Source organism: Caballeronia sp. BCC1704 (assembly GCF_902833455.1).
Classification (GTDB): domain Bacteria; phylum Pseudomonadota; class Gammaproteobacteria; order Burkholderiales; family Burkholderiaceae; genus Caballeronia.
Genome location: NZ_CADFFT010000003.1, coordinates 393,564 through 413,120, shown reverse-complemented (window position 1 = coordinate 413,120; position 19,557 = coordinate 393,564). Strand labels below are relative to the sequence as shown.

The window sequence follows — 19,557 nt, the reverse complement described above, 5'->3', positions numbered from 1 at the left end:
GTGGTTATTTCGCGATGATGTCGCGTTTGAAGTACTTTTGCGAGAGCTGGCTGAGCGTTCCGTCCTTCTTCAGCGAATCGAGCGCGGCGACGACCTTCGCTTTCAACGCGGCGTCGTCCTTGCGCAAGCCGATGCCCGTGCCTTCGCCAAGCGTGGACGGATCGGTCAGCGGGCCGCCCGCGAAATCGAAGGCCTTGCCCTCGGGCTTCGCGAGAAAGCCGTCGATCGCGGTCTGCACTTCCTGCACCGCGCCGTCGAGCCGCCCGGCCGAGAGATCCGCGAAAATCTGGTCCTGACTCTGGTATGTCACGACTTGCACGCCTGCGCTCGCCCAGTGCTTGCGCACGTAGTCCTCCTGCGTCGAGCCTTGCAGCACGCCGACCCGCTTGTCCTTCAGGCTTGCGGGCGTCGGCTCCAGATGCGAGCCGCGCTTCGCGACCATCTGGATCGGCATCACGTAGACGAGCGGCGTGAAGTCGATGGCCTGTTTGCGCTTGGCCGTGATGTTCATCGCGGAATTGATCGCGTCGAACTTGCGGGCCTGCAGCGCGGGGATTAGTCCGTCGAAGCTGTTCTCCACCCACACGCACTTCATTTTCACCCGCTCGCACACGGCATTGCCGATGTCGATATCGAAGCCTTCGAGCGTGCCTGCCGGGGTTTTGCTCTCGAACGGGGGATACGACGCCTCGACCCCGAAGCGCAAGGTCTGCGAATCCGCGTGCGCCACGCCGAATGTGAACGCGAAACCCGCCGCGCCCGCGAAGCAAATCATCTTCCAGTTCATTGTCGCCACCCAAGTTCGTGTGTAGTCCGCCGCCCGGGCTTCGCCGAGCGCCCATGGGAAATATAGTCGAAAAACAGAATAAAAGTCTAGAATAGACAAAAATGTCTACTCAACCCACAGCGGCTGTATGGCGAGACCAGGGCCGCGCGAACCGGAGGCTTTCGCATGAATTCGCTGTCCGAAACCACGCGTGATAAGACGCCTTTCATCGTTCACGAAGACGACGTGCGGCGAGCGCTGCCGTCTCTGGACATCAACGGGGCGCTCGAAGACATGTTCGACGCGCTCGGCGGCGGCGGTGCCGTGCAGCCACTGCAGACGCTCACGCCTTTTCCGGGCGGCGCTGGCGATTTCATCACTTATCTCGGCGCGCTCGCGAAACACGGCGTCTTTGGCGCAAAGCTCTCGCCGTATATCGTGCATCCCGGCGCGCCAATCGTCACCGCCTGGACCGCGCTGATGTCGCTGCGCACCGGCGCGCCGCTCATGTGGTGCGATGCCGCGCTCCTCACCACCGAGCGCACGGCGGGCACGACGGCGCTCGCGGTCGCGCGGCTCGCGCGCGAGTCGAGCGAGCGTCTCGCGATCATCGGCTCGGGGAGCGTCGCGCTTGCGCATCTGCGGCACGTTGCACCGTTGCGCGCATGGTCGGAGATCCGCATCCATTCGCCACGCCTGGTGAACGACCACGAACGCGCCGACGAAGCGCGGGCGCTCGACGCACGCGTGCGCATCGCGGCATCGCTCGCCGAGTGCGTGCGCGATGCGGATGTCGTGCTGCTGTGCACGTCGTCGGGTACGCCGGTGCTCTCCCTGGATGCGCTAACCAAGCCCGCGCTCATCACCTCGATCAGCACGAACGTCGCTCGAGCGCACGAGATCGATCCGGCCGCGCTGAATGCGCTCGACGTCTACTGCGACTATCGGCAGACGACGCCGTCGAGCGCGGGCGAAATGGTGATCGCGCAAGAGTGTCACGGCTGGTCGCCCACTATGATTCGCGGCGATCTCGCGGAACTCGTGCGCGGCGCGTGCCCGGCGCCTTCTGTCGAGCGCAGCGTGTTCTTCCGCTCCATTGGCCTCGGCCTCGAAGACATTGCGGTCGCGCACGCGCTCTATGTCCATCTCGCGAAGCCGCGCGCCGCGGATTAAGCAGTATCATCGGCTTTCAACGTTTTGGAACTCATGCCCCAATCCCGGTCAATGTCACGACGCAAGACGCCGAAGCCCGGTGCCATCGCGCGAGAGGCGCTCCTCGCGCGTTATGCGCACATTGCGGACAGCATCACGACGCTGTTCTTTCCTTATGCGGAAGTCGTCATCCACGATCTGTCAGATCAGACTGTCGCGTATCTGTCGAACAATCTGTCGAAGCGCGAGATCGGCGACGACTCCGCGCTCGAGGATGTCGAGGACACCGCGCGCGACCGGCTCGTCGGTCCCTACGAGAAGCTGAACTGGGACGGCCGCCGCATGCGCTGCGTGAGCACGGCGCTGTTCGACGACGCAGGCAACGCCGCCGGCGTGATGTGCATCAACTTCAACATCGCGGCTTTCGAGGAAATGCGTTCGACGCTCGATCTCTTCCTGCGCGGTGCGGGCGTCGTCGCGCAGCCGGTCGAGCTATTCAAAGACGACTGGCAGGAGCGCATCAACACGTTTCTGCACGGCTGGCTGCGCGAGCGGCAGATCGCGCTCAATTCGCTCACGCGCGAACATCGGCGTGAGCTCGTCGAGGCGCTGCACGCGCAGGGCGCGTTCAAGGGCAAGAGTTCGGCGAACTACGTGGCCAAAGTGCTCGGCATGGGACGCGCGACCGTGTACAAGCATCTGCGTGAAATGAAAGACAGCGTGTAGGCGGTAACCCGCGCCGGCAGGGAGCCCGCGCGGCTTGCGGCCAGCGGTTGAGTCCTCTATGGATAAGGATGCAACCGGGAGCATTCTGAGCCGGACGTTTGTGAGCGCTAGCTCGACTCTGTCTGCTTTGCGTCTATCGGAGCGTGTGATAGTCGATCAATCAGGCGGCGCGCCCGCGTCACGTTTCATCCGTCGGCAGAATCGCCGACAGCAGCCGCCTGAGTTCGAGGCATTCGCGCGGCGTGAGCCTTGCTGTGAGAATGCGCTCGACTTCCTCGACGCGCGGACGCAGCGTCGCAAGCTGCTTCTTTCCGGCCGGCGTGAGGAAGAGAACATAGCTGCGCTTGTCCACGGCATCGTCCGAGCGCTCGACAAGGCCATTGCGAACCATGCGCGCGACCAGATCGGCGATGGTCGAACGGTCCACGTCGAGCTCATCGCCGAGTTGCCGCTGATTGATGCCCGGCGTCCTGTGCAGCACTTCGAGCGCCGCGTACTGAACGCTCGTGATCTCAGCGGAAACCTCGGCGAGCCACACAGCGACATGGCGTTGCTGGGCACGGCGCACGAGACTGCCCGTATATTTCGACAGCGTATCGCGGTCGCTAGGTTTAGTCGGCAATTTGGCTACGTCAGGAGCAAGTGAAAGACTAAGCGAAGGCACGCGGAAAGATCGGCCGGAAGAAGCCTGATAGTTCCGCATATGCGTCCAGTGGCAGGACGTGCGCGACGAATTGGTCCGGACGAACCACGACGAGCGCGCCGCGATTGCGGTCGATTCCGCGCTCATCGAAGATATCAGTCGCGGCGTCGCGGGTAAATATCTTCTCGTAGTCGACGAGTCCGTAGCGGCCCTTCTTCGGCAGCAGCAATCGCGGCATGTCTTCGAGTCGCACGTCACGATGGTCGCGCTGCAGCACCGCGCGCAGGTCGAGCACGCTGTCGGGATCGGCGCCTTCCGGCGTCACGAGTCGCAGAACGGATTCCGGCGACGTCGCAAGGTGTTCACACAGCGCATGAAGCCCGGTTTCCTGTGCGTCGGCGAAGGCGTACAGACGCCAGCAGCCGTCGGCGCGCGCGGCGTGCCCGAGTTGAACCGGCTTCGCATCCGCTGCGCGAAGCACGGCCGACGAGTGAAACCGCATGCCGATCGCGAAGCCGCTCGCGAGCGCTTGATGAGTCGGCTCGCCCGTCAGCATGGCCGGCCGGTAGCGGGTCGCGACGCCTGCCGTATAGCGACCGGCCCGCACGAAGTACGCCTGTAGTTCGGCCGGATCGACGCCACCGGCTTCAGGCCGGCTCGGGTCCTTGGGCGGCGCGGCCATCATCGCCGACCACTCCTTGTCGAAGTCGATGAGTTCCTGCGCAACGGGCTGGCGCTCGTCGGAATACGTGCGCAGGAGACTCGCATCGCTGAGTCCGTTCAGCACCGCGCCAAGCTTCCAGCCGAGATTGAACCCGTCCTGCATCGAAACGTTCATGCCCTGACCGGCTTTCGCGCTATGCGTGTGGCACGCGTCCCCCGCGATAAAGACGCGCGGTTCGCGCGGCGTGCCGTCGGCGGCCAGGGCATCGTCGAACCGGTCTGTCAGACGCTGGCCGACCTCGTACACGGAAAACCACGCGACCTCCTTCACGTCCAGCGAATACGGATGCAGGATGCGCTGCGCCGTCGCGATTATCCGATCGACGGTCATCTGCTTGATGGCATCGCGGTTGCCCGGCGTGACCTCACCGAGATCGACGTAGTAGCGAACGAGATAGCCGCCTTCGCGCGGAATGATGAGCAGATTGCCTTCGCTTGCGGACTGGATGGCCGCCTTTAGCCGGATGTCCGGAAAATCCGTGACCGCGAGCGCGTCCATGACTCCCCACGCATGATTGGCCGCGTCGCCGCGCAGCGTCTGGCCGATGGCCGCGCGCACGCGGCTGCGGGCGCCGTCGCAGCCCACGACATAGCGCGCGCGCACGGTGACGAGCTCGTCGAGGCGCGATGCGTCGGTGCGCCGTAACGTGACGCGCACCGGATGCTCGCCTTTGCTGTCAACCTCGATGTGCTCGTCGCGCTCGACGCTCACGAGTTCGAGATCATAGTCGGGCTCCAGCCGCCGCGGAGAGCGGCGCATGACATCCAGAAGATAGTCCTGCACTCGCGCCTGATTGACGATGACGTGCGGGAATTCCGACAGACCTGTTTCGGTGTCCTGAACGCGGCCGGTACGCTTGATCGCGCCGCGCTTGTCGGGATCGGGCCGCCAGAAGACCGTCTCGTTGACCCAATAGGCTTCGCGCAACAAGCGGTCGCTCAGGCCGAACGCATCGAACATCTCGACGGTGCGGCACGCGACGCCGTCGGCCTGACCCATGAGAAGCGGCCCGGAACGTCGTTCGACGATACGCGTATTGATTGCCGGGAACTGCGACAGTTGAGCCGCGAGCACAAGACCTGCCGGGCCGCTGCCGACAATCAGCACATCGACGGCCTCGGGCATGTCAGCGGTGTGCGCGACGGCGGCGGGTTCGATCGTCGGGTCGCCTGTGCGGAAGCCGTCAAGATGAAACTGCATATGTCTTCCCCTTCAGGAGCGTCTCGTTGACCGAAATGTACTCCGTACACCAACCATTTGTCGGCGGATGTTTACCCTAATCATTGGCCGCGAAAGGGCGGCGTTCGTTCGTGAGCCAGGAGTGCCGGACGCTTGGTGACGACTCGCTTACTTGCTCGCCATTGCCGTCGAATCAGGCCTCAAGCATCCTCCAGACTCTCGCCACGTTCGGCGATCAGCTTGCCGATCTCGCGGGTCGACAACACTCGCCGCCGCGGATCCGTCGATTCCGACTCGTCTTCCGCCAGGTTTTCGATGATGGTGAGAAGCACCTTGCGCGCGACCTTGATATCCCGGTCACTCAGTCCGGTCACGCTGATTTCGTTGACTTCCTCGGCGAGCGGTACGAGTTTGTCCTTCAGAGCACGGCCCTCGGCCGTGAGATAGACGTGCGTGTTCTTCTTGTTCTCGGGGCGCTGCTGGCGCTCGACGAGTCCGAGCTTTTCCATCGCCGTCACGGCGGCGAACGTGGTGGGAGCCATGACGCCTGCCTGCTCGCTGAGTTCGCGCTGCGTGAGGCCGTCGCTTTCCCAGAGGATGCGCAGGAACGTCCAGTGTCCGAACGACACCGAGTGCGCCGCGAGCCGCATCTGCAAGGCGCGGACCATCGAGCGTGTCGCGTCCTTCACGAGGTGCGCGAGACGGTCGTTCGGCACCGATTCGTGCCAGTGGCGCAGCATTTCGGCGGTCTCGCGCGGCGCGCCTTCCACAGTTTTCTTTCGTGTCATGACGAAGTTCTTCATCCGTAAGCGGGTTTCTTCTACATGATAGCTGCTGGGTCTCATGCGTGACTGTCTCACCCGTGCGCAGGACATGTCGGTGCAAACCCGAGCTTGTTCGGCGCGGACGCTCTCCTTACCATAATCATTAGATCTCGAATAAAACGAAGGTGCAGGGCAGTCGCGCGAAGCCCGCGCGTGCCGGCGCACCGTCCTCATAAGCAGGGCAACGGAGACGTTTGGTGGCCAAATCCACAGTCACGCAATTCATGCCGGAATCGGACGCCACAACCGCGCGCGTCGAGGCCACGTATCAGAAGGTCACCTGGCGGTTGATGTCGTTCATTTTCGTGTGCTGGGTGCTGAATTATCTCGACCGCGTGAACGTCAGCTTCGCGCAATTGCATCTGAAGCAGGACCTCGGCCTGTCCGATGCCGCGTATGGCCTCGGCGTCAGCCTCTTTTTCATCGGCTATATCCTGCTCGAAGTGCCAAGCACGCTGTGGCTCAAAAAGATCGGCGCACGCCTGACGATCTCGCGCATCATGGTGCTGTGGGGCGGCATCTCCACCGCGATGGCCTTCATGACCACGCCGGCGCAGTTCTACGTCGCGCGGATTTTGCTCGGCGCGGCCGAGGCGGGCTTCTGGCCCGGCATCATCCTGTATCTGACCTACTGGTATCCGGGCGCGCGGCGCGCGCGCATCACGTCGCGCTTTCTGCTGGCCATCGCGGCGGCGGGCATCATCGGCGGCCCGTTGTCGGGCTGGATCCTGCATAACTTCGTGGATGTGCTCGGCTACAAGAACTGGCAGTGGCTCTTCTTCCTCGAAGGCCTGCCCGCGCTCTTGATGGGCGTCGTCGCATACTTTTATCTCGTGGACCGGCCGCAAGATGCACGCTGGCTCGACGACGAGCAGAAGAAGATCATTCTCGATGCGCTCGCCGCCGACCGGGCTGAGAAGAAGCCCGCGAAACACTCGCGGCATCAACTGCTGGCGGCGCTGAAGGACCCGCGCGTGTATATCCTCGCGGCGGGGTGGGGCACGGTGCCTTTGTGCGGCACGATCCTCAATTACTGGACGCCGACCATCATTCGCCAGGCGGGCGTCTCGAACGTGCTGAACGTGGGACTGCTGTCGGCGCTGCCGTACATCATCGGCGCGCTCGGCATGTTCGCGGTGGCGCGCAGTTCGGACGTGACGCTCGAGCGGCGCTGGCACTTCTTTCTGTGCACGGCAATTGGCGCACTCGGCGGCTTTCTGCTGCCGCTCGTGTCGGGCAATACCACGGCGGCCATTGTCTGTCTGGGCATGATCTCGATTTCCTACTTCGGCGCGGCGGCCATCATCTGGTCGATTCCGCCTGCCTATCTGTCCGATGACGCCGCCGCCGCAGGCATCGGCGCAATCAGTTGTCTCGGGCAGGTCGGCGCGTTCTGCGGCCCTATCGCGCTTGGCTGGATCAAGACGGTGACGGGCAGTCTCGCCATCGGGCTGGCGTCGATCGCGGCGATCGTCTTGATCGGCGGGCTCGCGGTGCTGATCGGCGTGCCCGCCAACACGCTGCGGGAGCACGCGGAAAAGCATTCCTGAGCACCGGATCTCGCAGCACGGGCGGCGTCTTCAACATGAAGGCGCCGTTTTTCTTTTGCGCCACTTAACGCCGTTTGAGGGAAAACCCGCTTGTGCCGTAATGATTAGATATCTAACATAATAGACATGGAGATCGGCGCGGACGGACAGCGTCGATGGGCCCGGAACAAGCGGGGGAACGGAGCAATGAAGGACTCGGCGAGCAACGAGTTGTCGTTCAGGACAGTCGTGGTGACGAAGAAGGACCAGGTGGCGGAAGGCATCTTCCGTTTCGAATTGCGCGATGAAGCCGGGCGGGCGTTGCCGGCTTTCGCGGCGGGCGCGCATCTCACGGTGCGCGTGCCGAGCGGCGCGAACCGGAACTATTCGCTCTGCAACGACCCGGCCGAGACGGACCGCTACGTGATCGCCGTGAAGCGCGATGCGGCCGGCCGTGGCGGCTCGGTCAGCATGGCCGACGACGTTGCGGAAGGCGACCGGATCGACGTTTCGGAGCCGCACAACGAGTTCGGATTGAGCGAGCGGGCGCGCAGCTTCGTGTTCGTCGCAGGCGGCATCGGCATTACGCCGATCCTGTCGATGATGCGGCATCTGAAGGCGACGTCTGGTCCGCGTTTCAAGCTCTATTACGTGTCGCGCAGCCCGGAGACGACGGCTTTTCTCGATGAACTCACAAGCGCCGAGTGGAAACCGCACGTGGTGATTCACCACGATCACGGCGACCTCGCCAACGCTTTCGATTTCTGGCCGGTCTTCGAAAAGCCCGGCAGCGGCGCGCACATTTACTGTTGCGGTCCGCGCGCGCTGATGGACAGCGTGCGCGACATGACCGGTCACTGGCCCACCGGCACCGTGCACTTCGAGAGCTTCGGCGTGGACCAGTCGCGCGCGGCGGAGAACACGCCGTTCAACATCAGGCTGGAACGGACGGGCCGCTCTTTCGAGATCCCGAAGGACCGCTCGATCCTCGAAATTCTGCGCGACAACGGCATTCGGGCGCCGAGTTCCTGCGAGAGCGGCACGTGCGGGTCGTGCCGCACGACGCTGTGCGCTGGCGAGGCGGACCACCGCGACATGGTGCTCGGCGACGACGAAAAGCGCGATCACATCATGATCTGCGTGTCGCGTGCGAAGAGCCAAGAACTTGTACTCGATCTTTGAGAATTCCGGAGAAGCGTAAATGCTCACGCACGAAGAAAACGAATTGCTGTGCCGCGTAGAAGGCGATGCGCCGATGGGGCAACTGATGCGCCGTCATTGGACGCCCGTATGCCTCATCGAGGAAGTCAGCGAGCCGGACGGCGCACCGGTCAAGGCTCGCGTGTTCGGCGAAGACCTCGTGGTGTTCCGCGATACCGACGGCAATGTCGGCGTGATGGACGAGTACTGTCCGCATCGGCGGGTCTCGCTCGTGTACGGACGCAATGAGGATTGCGGCCTGCGTTGTCTCTATCACGGCTGGAAGATGGACGTGAAGGGCAACGTGATCGAGATGGTGTCCGAGCCTTCATGCAGCGACATGACGAAAAAGGTCAAGCATAAGGCGTACGAAACGAAGGAATGGGGCGGCTTCGTGTGGGCCTACATGGGGCCGCAGGACGCGATTCCCGAGTTCGTGCCGCCCGCGTGGGCGCCGACCGAAGACACGCGCGTGAGCATCGCAAAAGCGATTCTGCCGTGCAACTGGGCGCAGATTCTGGAAGGCGCAATCGACTCCGCGCACAGCTCCAGCCTGCATTCGTCGGACTTCGTGCCGGCGCGCGTCGGCGGCGCGGAGGCGACCTCGAAGAACTGGCTGCGTCCGTCGACCGACAAGGCGCCGCGCTTGCAGGTGCATCGCACCGAATACGGCTTCCGGTACGCCGCACTGCGACGCCCGATCCAGAACGCCGCCACGCACGATTACGTGCGCTCGACCGTGTTCGTCGCGCCGGCCACCGCGCTGATTCCGCCGAACAATCTGTACAACGTCGCGAACATCAACGTGCCGTGCGACGACACCAGCACCGCGTTCTATTTCATGGCGTGGGGCCATCCGGACAAGACGCCCGAGACCGAGACGTGGCGCAAGTTCCTTGGCCAACAGGTTGGCATCGATCTCGATGCGTACTACCGGCCGCTACGCAACCACGACAACCGCTTCTGGCAGGATCGCGAAGCGATGAAGGCGGGCAACTTCACCGGCATCAAGGGCTTCCCGAATCAGGACATCGCGATGTGGCTCACCATGCGCCCGATCGCGGACCGCACCGAAGAGCGCCTCGGCGCAAGCGATGTCGCGGTGGTCGAATTCCGCCGCCGCATGCTCGATGCGTTGAAGGCGTTTCAGGCGGGCGAAGCGGCCATCGGCACGGGCGACAAGGCGATCCCGCGCAGCGTGTGCTCGTTCCAGGCGATGGTGCCGAAAGACACCGACTGGAAGCAGTACCCCGCGCGACCCGTGTGGGTCGAGACGGCTGAGAAAGCCTCGCCTGAACTCGAATCGAACTATCAGGTTCAGGTCTGATGGAGAAGATTCGCCTCGGCATAGCGGGCCTCGGCCGTGCCTTCTCGCTGATGCTGCCGACCTTTCTCGCGGACGCGCGTGTGCAGCTGGTTGGCGCCTGTGATCCGCGCGAAACGGCGCGTGCGCAGTTCGAGGCCGATTTCGACGCGCCGGCCTTCGACGACATCGAAGCGCTCGCCCGTCGGCCCGACATCGACGCCATCTATATCGCGAGCCCGCATCAGTTTCATGCAGCGCATACGCGGATCGCGGCGGCGCACGGCAAGCACGTGCTCGTCGAAAAGCCGATGGCGCTGTCGCTCGCCGAATGCGACGACATGATCGTTGCATGCCGCACGGCCGGGGTGCATCTGATCGTCGGGCATTGTCACAGCTTCGATACGCCGTATCTGCGCACGCGTGAGCTGATTGCATCGGGCGCGTTCGGCGCGGTGCGCATGATCCACGCGCTCAATTACACCGACTACCTGTACCGGCCGCGTCGTCCAGAGGAATTGAAGACCGAAGAGGGCGGCGGCGCGGTGTTCAGTCAGGCGGCGCATCAGGTCGATATCGTGCGGATGCTTGCGGGAAGCCGTGCGACGCGCATCCGCGCGGCCGTCGGCAACTGGGATGCGGCGCGTCCCACCGAAGGCGCATACACCGCGACGCTGTGGTTCGAGAACGGCGCTTTCGCCACGCTTTCCTATAACGGCTACGCGCATTTCGACTCCGACGAGTGGACCGGATGGATCGGCGAGATGGGACAGCAGCGCAATGCCGATGAATACGGCGTCGCGCGCCGCAAACTCGCGCAGGTGACGTCACCCGATGAAGAAGCGCGTCTGAAGGCAGCGGGGACTTACGGCGGAAACGCCTATACGCGCGTCTCCGGAGCGCCCGATGCGCGCCGGCATCAGCACTTCGGCCCGATCATCGTGTCGTGTGAACGCGGCGATTTCCGGCCCTTGCCGCATGAAATAGTGATGTACGGGGACGAACGGCGCGAGCGCATCGAACTCGAGGCGCCGAGCGTGCCGCGCGCGGAGGTCATCGACGAATTGATCGGCGCCGCGCACGGCGGCATCGCGCCGCTGCACGACGGCGAGTGGGCACGCGGGACGCTCGAGATTTGTCTCGCAATGCTTCGATCGAGCGCCGAATCGCGCGATGTGCTGATCGGCGACTGATTGGTGGCTGATTAGCGGCGAAACAACAATACCGGGAAACGTTGATTATGGCGAAGCTGAACCTCTCTATTGCAGTGGGCAACTACGATCGCATGCGGCCTCTGGTCGACGGCGAAGTGCAGATCGACGGCGTCGAACCTGTCTTCATGCTGCAAGACCCGGAAGAGATTTTCTTCCGCGCCTTCCGCCATGCCGACTACGACATCTGCGAACTGTCGCTCTCCAGCTACAGCGTAAAGACCGCGGCGGGCACGAGTCCGTATATCGGCGTGCCGATATTTCCGTCGCGCGCGTTCCGTCACACGTCGATCTACGTGCGCAACGACCGCGGCATCGAGACGCCGGCCGACCTGAAGGGCAAGCGCATCGGCGTGCCCGAATATCAACTGACCGCCAACGTCTGGGCGCGCTTGTTCCTCGAGGAAGATCACGGACTGAAGCCGTCGGACGTCACCTGGGTTCGTGGCGGGTATGAGGAAGCAGGCCGTCTGGAGAAGATCAGTCTCAAGCTGCCCGACGACGTGCGCCTCGAAAACGCGCCCGAGAACCAGACGATCTCCGGCATGCTCGCGGCCGGCGAAATCGATGCGCTCATCGGGCCTCGCGCGCCGTCGTGCTTCACGAACGGTCATCCGAACGTGAAGTATCTCTTCGACGATCCCCAAAAAGCCGCCGCCGACTGGTACTCGCGCACGAAACTCTTTCCGATCATGCATCTGCTGGGCGTGCGGCGCACGCTGGCCGAGCAGCACCCGTGGCTGCCCGGCGCGGTGGCGAAGGCCTTCGAGAAGAGCAAGGCAATCGCGCTCGCGAAGTTGAGCGATACGTCGGCGACCAAGGTCACGCTGCCTTTCGTCGAGGAGCAATTGCGCAATGCGCGCCGGCTGATGGGACACGACTTCTGGCCGTACGGCTTCGAGCCGAACCGGCACGTGCTGTCGCGGTTTCTGAAGCGCCATCACGATGAAGGCTTGTCGAGCCGGCTGCTGGAGCCGGAAGAATTGTTCCATCCTGCTACGCTCGAAACGTTCAAGATTTGAGGCTTCTCGTTGCCTGTCGTTGCTTTCCGCCTCGCTCGGTGCGCCGTGGGGCTGGATGCATGAGCGAGGAAGCACGATTCGCGAAACGGACAGCGCCCGGGCGTGCGGCATGGGCGAGAGCATCGGGTGCGATGCCCGGTAACGCATCCCCCATCTTGCAGCAGTGCTAACTAAAACGAGCCCAAGCGGGCACGGGAGACATGATGCATGCACCGCACCCAGACGACGACACGCGCCGCGTCGTTCTGCAGGACCTCATCAATCAGCGCGGATTATCGCGGTTCCAGATTGTCACGTTCGTGCTCTGCTTTCTGATTCTCGTGCTCGACGGCTACGACACCGTCGTGGTCGGCTATATCGCGCCGGCGCTGAAGGCGCATTTCGGCGCCACGCCCGCGCAGCTCGCGCCGATGTTCGGTGCTGGGCTCTTCGGGCTGACGCTCGGATCGTTCGTCTTCGGCCCCGTCGCCGACCGCTTCGGACGCAAACCGACGCTCATCGCATCGATCGCGGTGTTCGCGCTCTTCAGCCTCGCCTCGGCGTGGGCGGATTCCATCGGCATGCTGATCGCATTGCGCTTCCTGACCGGTCTTGGACTGGGCGGCGCCATGCCGAACGCTTACACGCTCGCGGCGGAATATTGCCCCGACCGCCTGCGCTCGACACTCGTCGCGCCCATCGGATGCGGGATAGCGGTCGGCGGCGCGCTCGGAGGGCTCGTCGCGTCGCACATGATCGCGGCATTCGGCTGGCAATCCATGCTCGTCCTGGGCGGCGTTCTGCCGCTTCTCGTCATCGCCGTGCTGGCGCGCTGGCTGCCCGAATCGGCGCGCTACCTCGTCGCAAGGGGCGGCAAGCAAGCGCAGGCGCGCGAGATCCTGCGGAGCATCGCGCCCGAAGTCGCTTTCGATCAGTTGACCATCACGCTCGGAGAGAACCGCGTGCAGGGCCAGCCTATCCGCGAGTTGCTGCGGCCGGGCGTGGGCGGCGGCACGCTATGGCTCTGGACGACGGCGTTCATGGCGCTCTTCGTCATCTACTTCCTCGGCAACTGGCTGCCGACGCTCATTCAGCAGAGCGGAGTCTCGTTCCATAACGCGTCGCTGATGACGGCGCTCTATCTCACCGGCAATAGCCTCGGGGCGATCCTGCTAGGCCTGCTGATGGACCGCATGAATCCGCAATATGTGCTGTGCGGCGCCTTTCTCTGCGCCGCGATCAGCCTCGCATCGTTCGGTCATCTGGCCAGCATGCCGGCTCTGGCATTGCTGGCGCTTTTCGTCACCGGCGTGGGCACGGGCGGCACGATGACGGGCACGAACATTCTCTCGGCAGGCTACTACGGCACGGCGGCACGCGCGACCGGCGTGGCCTGGACACTCGGCATGGGCCGCATAGGCTCGATCGTCGGGTCGATGATCGGCGGCGCGATGCTGGCCGCGCACTGGGGACCGAAGGTCATTTTCGGCGCCGTCGCTGCGCCGCTCGTTATCGCGGCCGCGAGCATTCTTGCACTGGCGCGTTATCGCTCGCGACGCGCCGGTGCCAGCATGGCGGAGGAGGGATTGGCGGTCGAATCACCCGGAGGGTGACCCGGGTGAGGCGATTCTGTTCTGAAAGCTCGAAGCGCAGGGGACAGTCACCTGCCCGCGTACGATGAAGCGTCTGCGCGATTTCCCGTGCAGGTCGTCCGCGCTGGAGAGGACGCGACCTCCGGAAGGACCAGCTCAGAAGCAGTCATGAGACGGGCGACGGCGATTCCACTCACATGGACAGGTAGTGTGCTGAAGGATGTGCAGACGACCGTCGACGCCCGATCGCGCCTGTTGCTGTTGGACCTCCCGAGCCTCGCTCTCAACTTACCCGAGCGTCAGGCCGTCCTCACGTCGCTTGCCGACGGCGAGACGACGCGCGCACGCTCTTCACTGTGAGGCGCGATATTGCGTCAAGTAGTGCGCGTCGCTGAGATCACGCGGGCATCGGCGTCGCATCATTGATCGCGGAATGGCCATCGCCACGCAACTTGAACACCGCGACCGCATCCCGCAGCGAACTCGCCTGCTCGGCGAGCGCGTGTGCAGCAGCCGAGGCCTGTTCGACGAGCGCGGCATTCTGCTGCGTGACTTCGTCCATTTGCGTGACCGCCACGTTGACTTGCTCGATGCCGGTGCGCTGCTCTTCCGATGCCGCAGTAATCTCGCTGACGACGCCGGTCACGCGCTGCACCGATTCGACGATGCCCGCGATGATGCTGCCGGTGTCGAACACCAGCTTGGAGCCTGCATCGACGCGTCCGGTCGACTGTTCTATCAGCGCCTTGATCTCCTTCGCCGCCGACGCGCTGCGCTGCGCGAGAGAGCGCACCTCGGACGCCACGACCGCGAAGCCGCGCCCGTGCTCGCCGGCACGCGCCGCTTCGACCGCGGCGTTGAGCGCGAGAATGTTGGTCTGGAACGCGATTGCATCGATGACGGCGATGATCTCGCTCACCTTGCCCGAGCTTTCCGCGATGCCGTCCATGGTCGCGATGACCTGCTTCATCATCTCGCCGCCCCGCGTGGCGGTCTGCCGTGCGTCCTCTGCAAGCGACGACGCCGCGACCGCGTGACTCGCGTTCTGGCCGACGGTCGTGGTGAGTTCCTCCATGCTGGCCGCCGTCTGTTGCAGCGAGGCGGCCTGCTCCTCCGTGCGCGAGGACAAATCGAGATTGCCCGATGCGATTTCGGCGCTAGCGGTAGCTACGCCTTCCGCATTGCGGCGCACCTTGCTGACGACCCTCGCGAGGCTCGTCTGCATGTGCTTGAGCGCGCCGAGCAGTTCGGCGATTTCGTCCTTGCCGTGCGCGTCGAAGTCGAGAGAAAGGTCTCCCTCCGCGACCGCCTGTGCGCATCCGAGCGCGCGGGCGAGCGGGCGCGATACGGTCCGGCTAAAGAGGAAGCCGCCAGCGAGCGCGAGCGTCAACACAGCGAGCATCAAGCCGATGCTCGTCACCGACGCGTCATGCGCCGCGCGGTCGGCCTGCGCGGAGACATCGGCGCTGTCGGCGGCGATCTTCTTCGCGGCCTCTTCGAGCAGCGCGGCCGGTTCGCGATCGACGCCGGCGACGGCGGCATCGCCCGCCGATGCTTCGAAGCCCGCAGCTGTGAAAGCCTTGAGGCCTCGGCGATATCCCTCGCCCATCGCGTGATGAGCCGTGGAGAAACGCTCAACAAGTGTGCGGCTTTCGCCCGGCGGGAGACGCGTTTTCAGCTGGTCCGCGAGTTGGTTGACCGCGCTTTCGCGCGCCTGGAAAGCGCCCCAGTATTTGTCGAGCTTCGCCGGGTCTTTGCCGCGCAGCAGGGTGTCCTTCCACTCCTGAACTTGCAGCTTGAAGGTGACGAGCGTCTCGGACACCATCCGCTCGTTCGCGACGTTGTCGGCTACCGCCGTGCGATATGTATCAATGGAGCGGTTTAAGGCGTAAATGCCGTAGAGCGCACCGGCGAACATCAGCACGAGCGCGAGTGCAAACGCGAGAGGGATCTTCAGGCTAAGTTTCATGGCGGAGTCGATAACAGGTGAGCGGCGATGAGTATGTATTGGTGTTATCGTCAATTGACACCGGAACTGGAGCCTCCATGAGTAAGTTTGGTAGCTGTATCGAAAAACCCCGCAACGGCCGCGCGCTTACGCCCGCCAAGCCGGCAAGCGCGGCGTAAACGCTCGATGTTTGCGATCCAGAAGATGTGGGGACGACATAGAAGGGGCGCCTGCGGCATCCGTTGCGCGGTATTCTGGATTCCTTATCGTCAACCAACTCGTCATCAAGCTGGAACATTGCCGCCGTCTCGGCCACGGTCAAGCTCCTGAAATATCAACTTGAGAAGAATCCAGCAACGACTCGGCGGCGTCGGAGGCCTATGCGCAACTCGTAAGCAAGCGCACGCAGCCGGCCGAGACTGGCACCACGCCCGGTCCCGGCGGCACCGCGAGGGGACCCGCGTCTCTTCACGCCTCCTCGCGCGCCGTGAGCGCCTCCGACCACGCGGGCAACGCGTCGCCCGGCATGGGTTTCGATAACAGAAAGCCCTGCAGTTCATCGCATCCGATACCGCGCAATGTATCCGCCTGGTGCGCGCTCTCGACGCCCTCCGCGACCACGCGCAGCTTCAGTTCGTGCCCGAGATCGATGATCGCCTTCACGATCGCGAGGTCGGCGGGCGCATCCAGCATGTCGTGCACGAACGCGCGATCGATCTTCAGTCGGTCCAGCGCGAAGCGGTTCAGATAGCTCAGGCTGGAATAGCCGGTGCCGAAGTCGTCGAGCGAAAGTTTCACGCCGAGCGAGCGAATCGCATCGATCGCCTCCACGTAGCTTTCCGCGCTATCCATTAGCACGGTCTCGGTGATTTCGAGTTCGAGGCAATGCGGCGGCACGCCGTGCTTCGTGAGGCTGCGCTCGAGCACGCCGACGAGTTCGGGATCCCGCAGTTGAATCGCCGACACATTCACCGATGCGCTGATCGCAAGCCCGGCACTGTCGCGCCACTCAGCGAGCTGCCGGCACGCTTCCTCGATCACCCAGGCGCCGATTGGAATGATGACCTTGGTTTCTTCGGCGACCGAGATGAACTGCGACGGCATCACGTTGCCGAGCAGCGGGCTATCCCATCGCAGGAGTCCTTCGACGCTCGCGAGCGCGCCGGTCCGCGCGTCCAGACACGGCTGCCACACCAGACGCAATTCCCCGCGCTCGGTCGCGGTGCGCAGGCTTGCATCGAGCGAAAGCCGGTAGCGTGCGTTCTCCGCCATATCCGCCGAGAAAAACTTCACGAGATTCCGGCCTTCCGCTTTGGCTTGATACATCGCGGCATCGGCGTTTTGCATGAGCGTGTCGATGTCCACGCCGTCGTCGGGATAAAGCGCCACGCCCACGCTGCACGATACCTGCAGCGTCTTGCCGCTGACCTCATGCGGCTCGCGCAGCAGCGTGACAAGCCTTCGCTCGATGATGTGCATCACGTCACTCGCGTTGCTCACGCCTGTGAGAATGACCGTGAATTCGTCGCCACCGAGACGGCTCACCGTGTCGTTGGCGCCCACGCCCTGCAGGAGCCGCCGCGAGACGGAACGCAGCAGCCCGTCGCCGACATGGTGCCCCAAGGAGTCGTTGATATTCTTGAAGCGGTCGAGATCGATGAACAACACCGCGGCGCGTTGCTGGGCGCGCTGCGCTTGAGCGATGGCCGCCTTCAGCCGCGCGCCGAAGAGTGCCCGGTTAGGCAATTCGGTGAGCACGTCGTGTTCCGCGAGAAACTGGATGCGCGCTTCGCTCTTCTTGCGGTCCGTGATGTCGATGAGCGTGCAGATGTAATGCGACACGCTGCTCTTTTTGTCGCGCACAGTGCTCACCATGAGCCACGCGGGATAGTTGCTGCCCTGACGGCGCCGCACTTGCGCTTCACCGTTCCAGGTCCCGCTGTGTTCGCAGCGATCCACGATCCGCGCGATCATCGCGCGTTCGTCCCCGTCTTCCTGTGGGCCGATGAACGCCGGCGGCTTGCCGACGACATCGTCGTTACGATACCCAGTCGCGCGATAGAAGGACGGATTGGCCGTGACGAGACGCGCGTTAGCGTCGAGAATGACGATCGCTTCCGAGGACGCCTCGAACACGCGGCCCCACAATTCCAGGCGCTGCTCCATGAGCTTGATCTGGTTGATCGGCGTGAAGGCGGTCAAAATGGCATCGCGCCCCTGAAAATCGAGGCGGCGCGCGGACAGCATCGCCCACGTCGGCTGCGCGGTGGCCTTCCAGTGAACCTCGAATTCATTAATGGCCTCACGGTCGGACAGTTGCTGGAAGAATCGCGCGCGTGTCGATGAATCGAGCCCGAAAGCCCAGGGGTCCGTGGCGCAGCCGTTGAGCCAGAAGAGGCCAGGCTTGTTTGCGTGCAGCACTTCATGGCCGGGAATCGCAGTGACGACCATCGGCACGGGCGTCGCTTCTACCAGCGCATATTGCGCGGCAGATGCGCGTGTCGATGCTGCGAGTTCCTTCTGAACATCGCGTTCGTGGTCGAGCTGCGCGAGCATGTCATTGAAGCCGCGCACCAGTTGGCCGATCTCGTCCTGACTGTGCCAGGTAGCGCGCAGCGAGTGGTCGCCCGTGCGCCGCACAGTGTCCATCACACGCGCCAGCTTGCGTAGCGGCGAGGAGATTTGCTGGGCAACAAAGTACACCATTGCGAGAATGCCGCACAGCAGGGAGAGCGCAGTGCCCAGATGCAACCACATCTTCGAGTACAGTCCTTCCACGCGGGCGCGCAGCAGTCGATCGAGGTTCGCTCCTGTTATGCGCCAGCTCGTGCTTGCATTTGCGATGACCGACTGCTGCGCGGTATCGATAAGAGTGAGCGTAACGGCGTCTGGGGCACTGTCGCCGTCCACGACCACGCGCGCCGCATGACGAAAGGCATCGACCGCCGCGCGCATGCGCGAGATCGACGGCCCGAGCGATGCGTCGAGCGCGTGATTGGCCGCGGCCGCTTCCGCGAAGTCGGAACGCAGGCCCTGCATTGCGGCGTCGAGCTGGCCTTCGAGCACGAGGTAACGCGTGCGAACCTCTTCACGCGAGCGCGCGGTGCGTCCTTCATGCAGGTGGCGTCCGATGCCGTTGACTGCATCGATCAGCGGGGGATAGCGCAGGATCGACTGTGACATCGTGTAGTAGCTGTCCAGGTCGGGATCCAGGATCAGATTCGATTGATTGCCGATACGCGTGATCAGTTCGCGGCATGCGTCGAGCGCTGCGTGGCTCGTCGGGGCGTCCGGTCGTGTGTCGAGCGACAGCGCTTGCAACGCATCGCGCAAGGTGCGGTTGAGTGCGGCGCTTTGCAGCGGCTCGCCGTATTGCGCATCTGCGGCGGCGAGTTGATCTATCGTCGCGCGCCATGCGGCGGGGGGCAAGCGCTGACCTGCGCCCGTCAGCGCGACATCGATCAGCGCGCTCGTCACGACCCGCACATACGCGTTGCCGACGATCTCCCTGTTGGAGAAATCAATCGCGAGATACTTTTCGTGGATCAAAATGCCGCTGATATAGATGACGGCGCTCAAGTCCAACAGATAGATCAGCAGCAACTTGTGGCCCACGCGGAGGCGGGCCAGCAGCCGGAAGAAGTGGTTGGTCTTCATCGCCTGCGAGCGGTGCAGTACCGGCTGGAGAAAGAACGATGCATCAACGGGACCTCGTGCGTTCGTGCGATGGGCGCCCCGGCTTCAATGCAAGCCAGCCGG

14 protein-coding genes are annotated in these 19,557 nt (G+C 63.7%); 8 read left to right on the top strand and 6 right to left on the bottom strand.

Annotated elements, in window-relative coordinates:
- Positions 1-4 precede the first annotated feature (4 nt).
- The gene (locus tag HWX53_RS17470; RefSeq protein WP_175943110.1) at positions 5-787 is read right to left on the bottom strand and encodes a transporter substrate-binding domain-containing protein; all 783 of its coding nucleotides are present in this window, start codon (positions 785-787) and stop codon (positions 5-7) included.
- A gap of 165 nt (positions 788-952) precedes the next feature.
- On the opposite strand from HWX53_RS17470, the gene HWX53_RS17465 reads away from it, so the two are divergent.
- Both HWX53_RS17465 and HWX53_RS17460 read left to right on the top strand, forming a co-directional pair.
- Positions 953-1,939: an ornithine cyclodeaminase family protein gene (locus tag HWX53_RS17465; protein WP_175943108.1), complete on the top strand. Its 987-nt coding sequence runs from the start codon at positions 953-955 to the stop codon at positions 1,937-1,939.
- 51 nt (positions 1,940-1,990) lie between these two features.
- Positions 1,991-2,644, top strand: a complete 654-nt coding sequence (locus HWX53_RS17460; protein WP_175943106.1) for a PAS domain-containing protein — start codon at positions 1,991-1,993, stop codon at positions 2,642-2,644.
- 178 nt (positions 2,645-2,822) lie between these two features.
- Here the strand turns inward: HWX53_RS17460 and HWX53_RS17455 are convergent, their stop codons facing one another.
- The 3 genes from HWX53_RS17455 to HWX53_RS17445 form a co-directional block, all read right to left on the bottom strand.
- A complete protein-coding gene (locus HWX53_RS17455) occupies positions 2,823-3,266 on the bottom strand; it encodes a MarR family transcriptional regulator (protein ID WP_175943104.1) in 444 nt (147 codons plus the stop codon).
- 28 nt (positions 3,267-3,294) lie between these two features.
- Positions 3,295-5,211 (bottom strand): FAD-binding monooxygenase, encoded by a 1,917-nt coding sequence (locus tag HWX53_RS17450; protein WP_175943102.1) that lies wholly within the window; start codon positions 5,209-5,211, stop codon positions 3,295-3,297.
- Positions 5,212-5,390: 179 nt separating this feature from the next.
- Entirely contained in the window at positions 5,391-5,978 is a 588-nt protein-coding gene (locus tag HWX53_RS17445) for a MarR family transcriptional regulator (RefSeq protein WP_175943100.1), read from the bottom strand.
- 260 nt (positions 5,979-6,238) lie between these two features.
- Between HWX53_RS17445 and HWX53_RS17440 the strand changes: the two genes are divergently transcribed.
- The 6 genes from HWX53_RS17440 to HWX53_RS17415 all read left to right on the top strand — a co-directional run bounded on the left by HWX53_RS17440 (position 6,239) and on the right by HWX53_RS17415 (position 13,871).
- Positions 6,239-7,564 carry an MFS transporter gene (locus tag HWX53_RS17440; RefSeq protein WP_244140198.1) on the top strand — a complete coding sequence of 442 codons (1,326 nt, stop codon included), beginning with the start codon at positions 6,239-6,241 and terminating at the stop codon, positions 7,562-7,564.
- 186 nt (positions 7,565-7,750) lie between these two features.
- Positions 7,751-8,725 (top strand): PDR/VanB family oxidoreductase, encoded by a 975-nt coding sequence (locus HWX53_RS17435; protein ID WP_175943096.1) that lies wholly within the window; start codon positions 7,751-7,753, stop codon positions 8,723-8,725.
- 19 nt (positions 8,726-8,744) lie between these two features.
- Positions 8,745-10,070, top strand: a complete 1,326-nt coding sequence (locus HWX53_RS17430; RefSeq protein ID WP_175943094.1) for a Rieske 2Fe-2S domain-containing protein — start codon at positions 8,745-8,747, stop codon at positions 10,068-10,070.
- Entirely contained in the window at positions 10,070-11,239 is a 1,170-nt protein-coding gene (locus HWX53_RS17425; protein ID WP_175943092.1) for a Gfo/Idh/MocA family oxidoreductase, read from the top strand. Before HWX53_RS17430 ends, HWX53_RS17425 begins: the two co-directional genes overlap by 1 nt.
- A 47-nt stretch (positions 11,240-11,286) precedes the next feature.
- Positions 11,287-12,279, top strand: a complete 993-nt coding sequence (locus HWX53_RS17420) for an ABC transporter substrate-binding protein (RefSeq protein WP_175943090.1) — start codon at positions 11,287-11,289, stop codon at positions 12,277-12,279.
- Positions 12,280-12,482: 203 nt separating this feature from the next.
- Positions 12,483-13,871 carry an MFS transporter gene (locus HWX53_RS17415; RefSeq protein ID WP_175943089.1) on the top strand — a complete coding sequence of 463 codons (1,389 nt, stop codon included), beginning with the start codon at positions 12,483-12,485 and terminating at the stop codon, positions 13,869-13,871.
- A 376-nt stretch (positions 13,872-14,247) separates the two neighbouring features.
- Here the strand turns inward: HWX53_RS17415 and HWX53_RS17410 are convergent, their stop codons facing one another.
- Together HWX53_RS17410 and HWX53_RS17405 are read right to left on the bottom strand one after the other, a co-directional pair.
- Positions 14,248-15,819: a methyl-accepting chemotaxis protein gene (locus HWX53_RS17410; RefSeq protein ID WP_175943087.1), complete on the bottom strand. Its 1,572-nt coding sequence runs from the start codon at positions 15,817-15,819 to the stop codon at positions 14,248-14,250.
- A gap of 447 nt (positions 15,820-16,266) precedes the next feature.
- Positions 16,267-19,455 (bottom strand): EAL domain-containing protein, encoded by a 3,189-nt coding sequence (locus tag HWX53_RS17405; RefSeq protein ID WP_175943085.1) that lies wholly within the window; start codon positions 19,453-19,455, stop codon positions 16,267-16,269.
- Positions 19,456-19,557 lie beyond the last annotated feature (102 nt).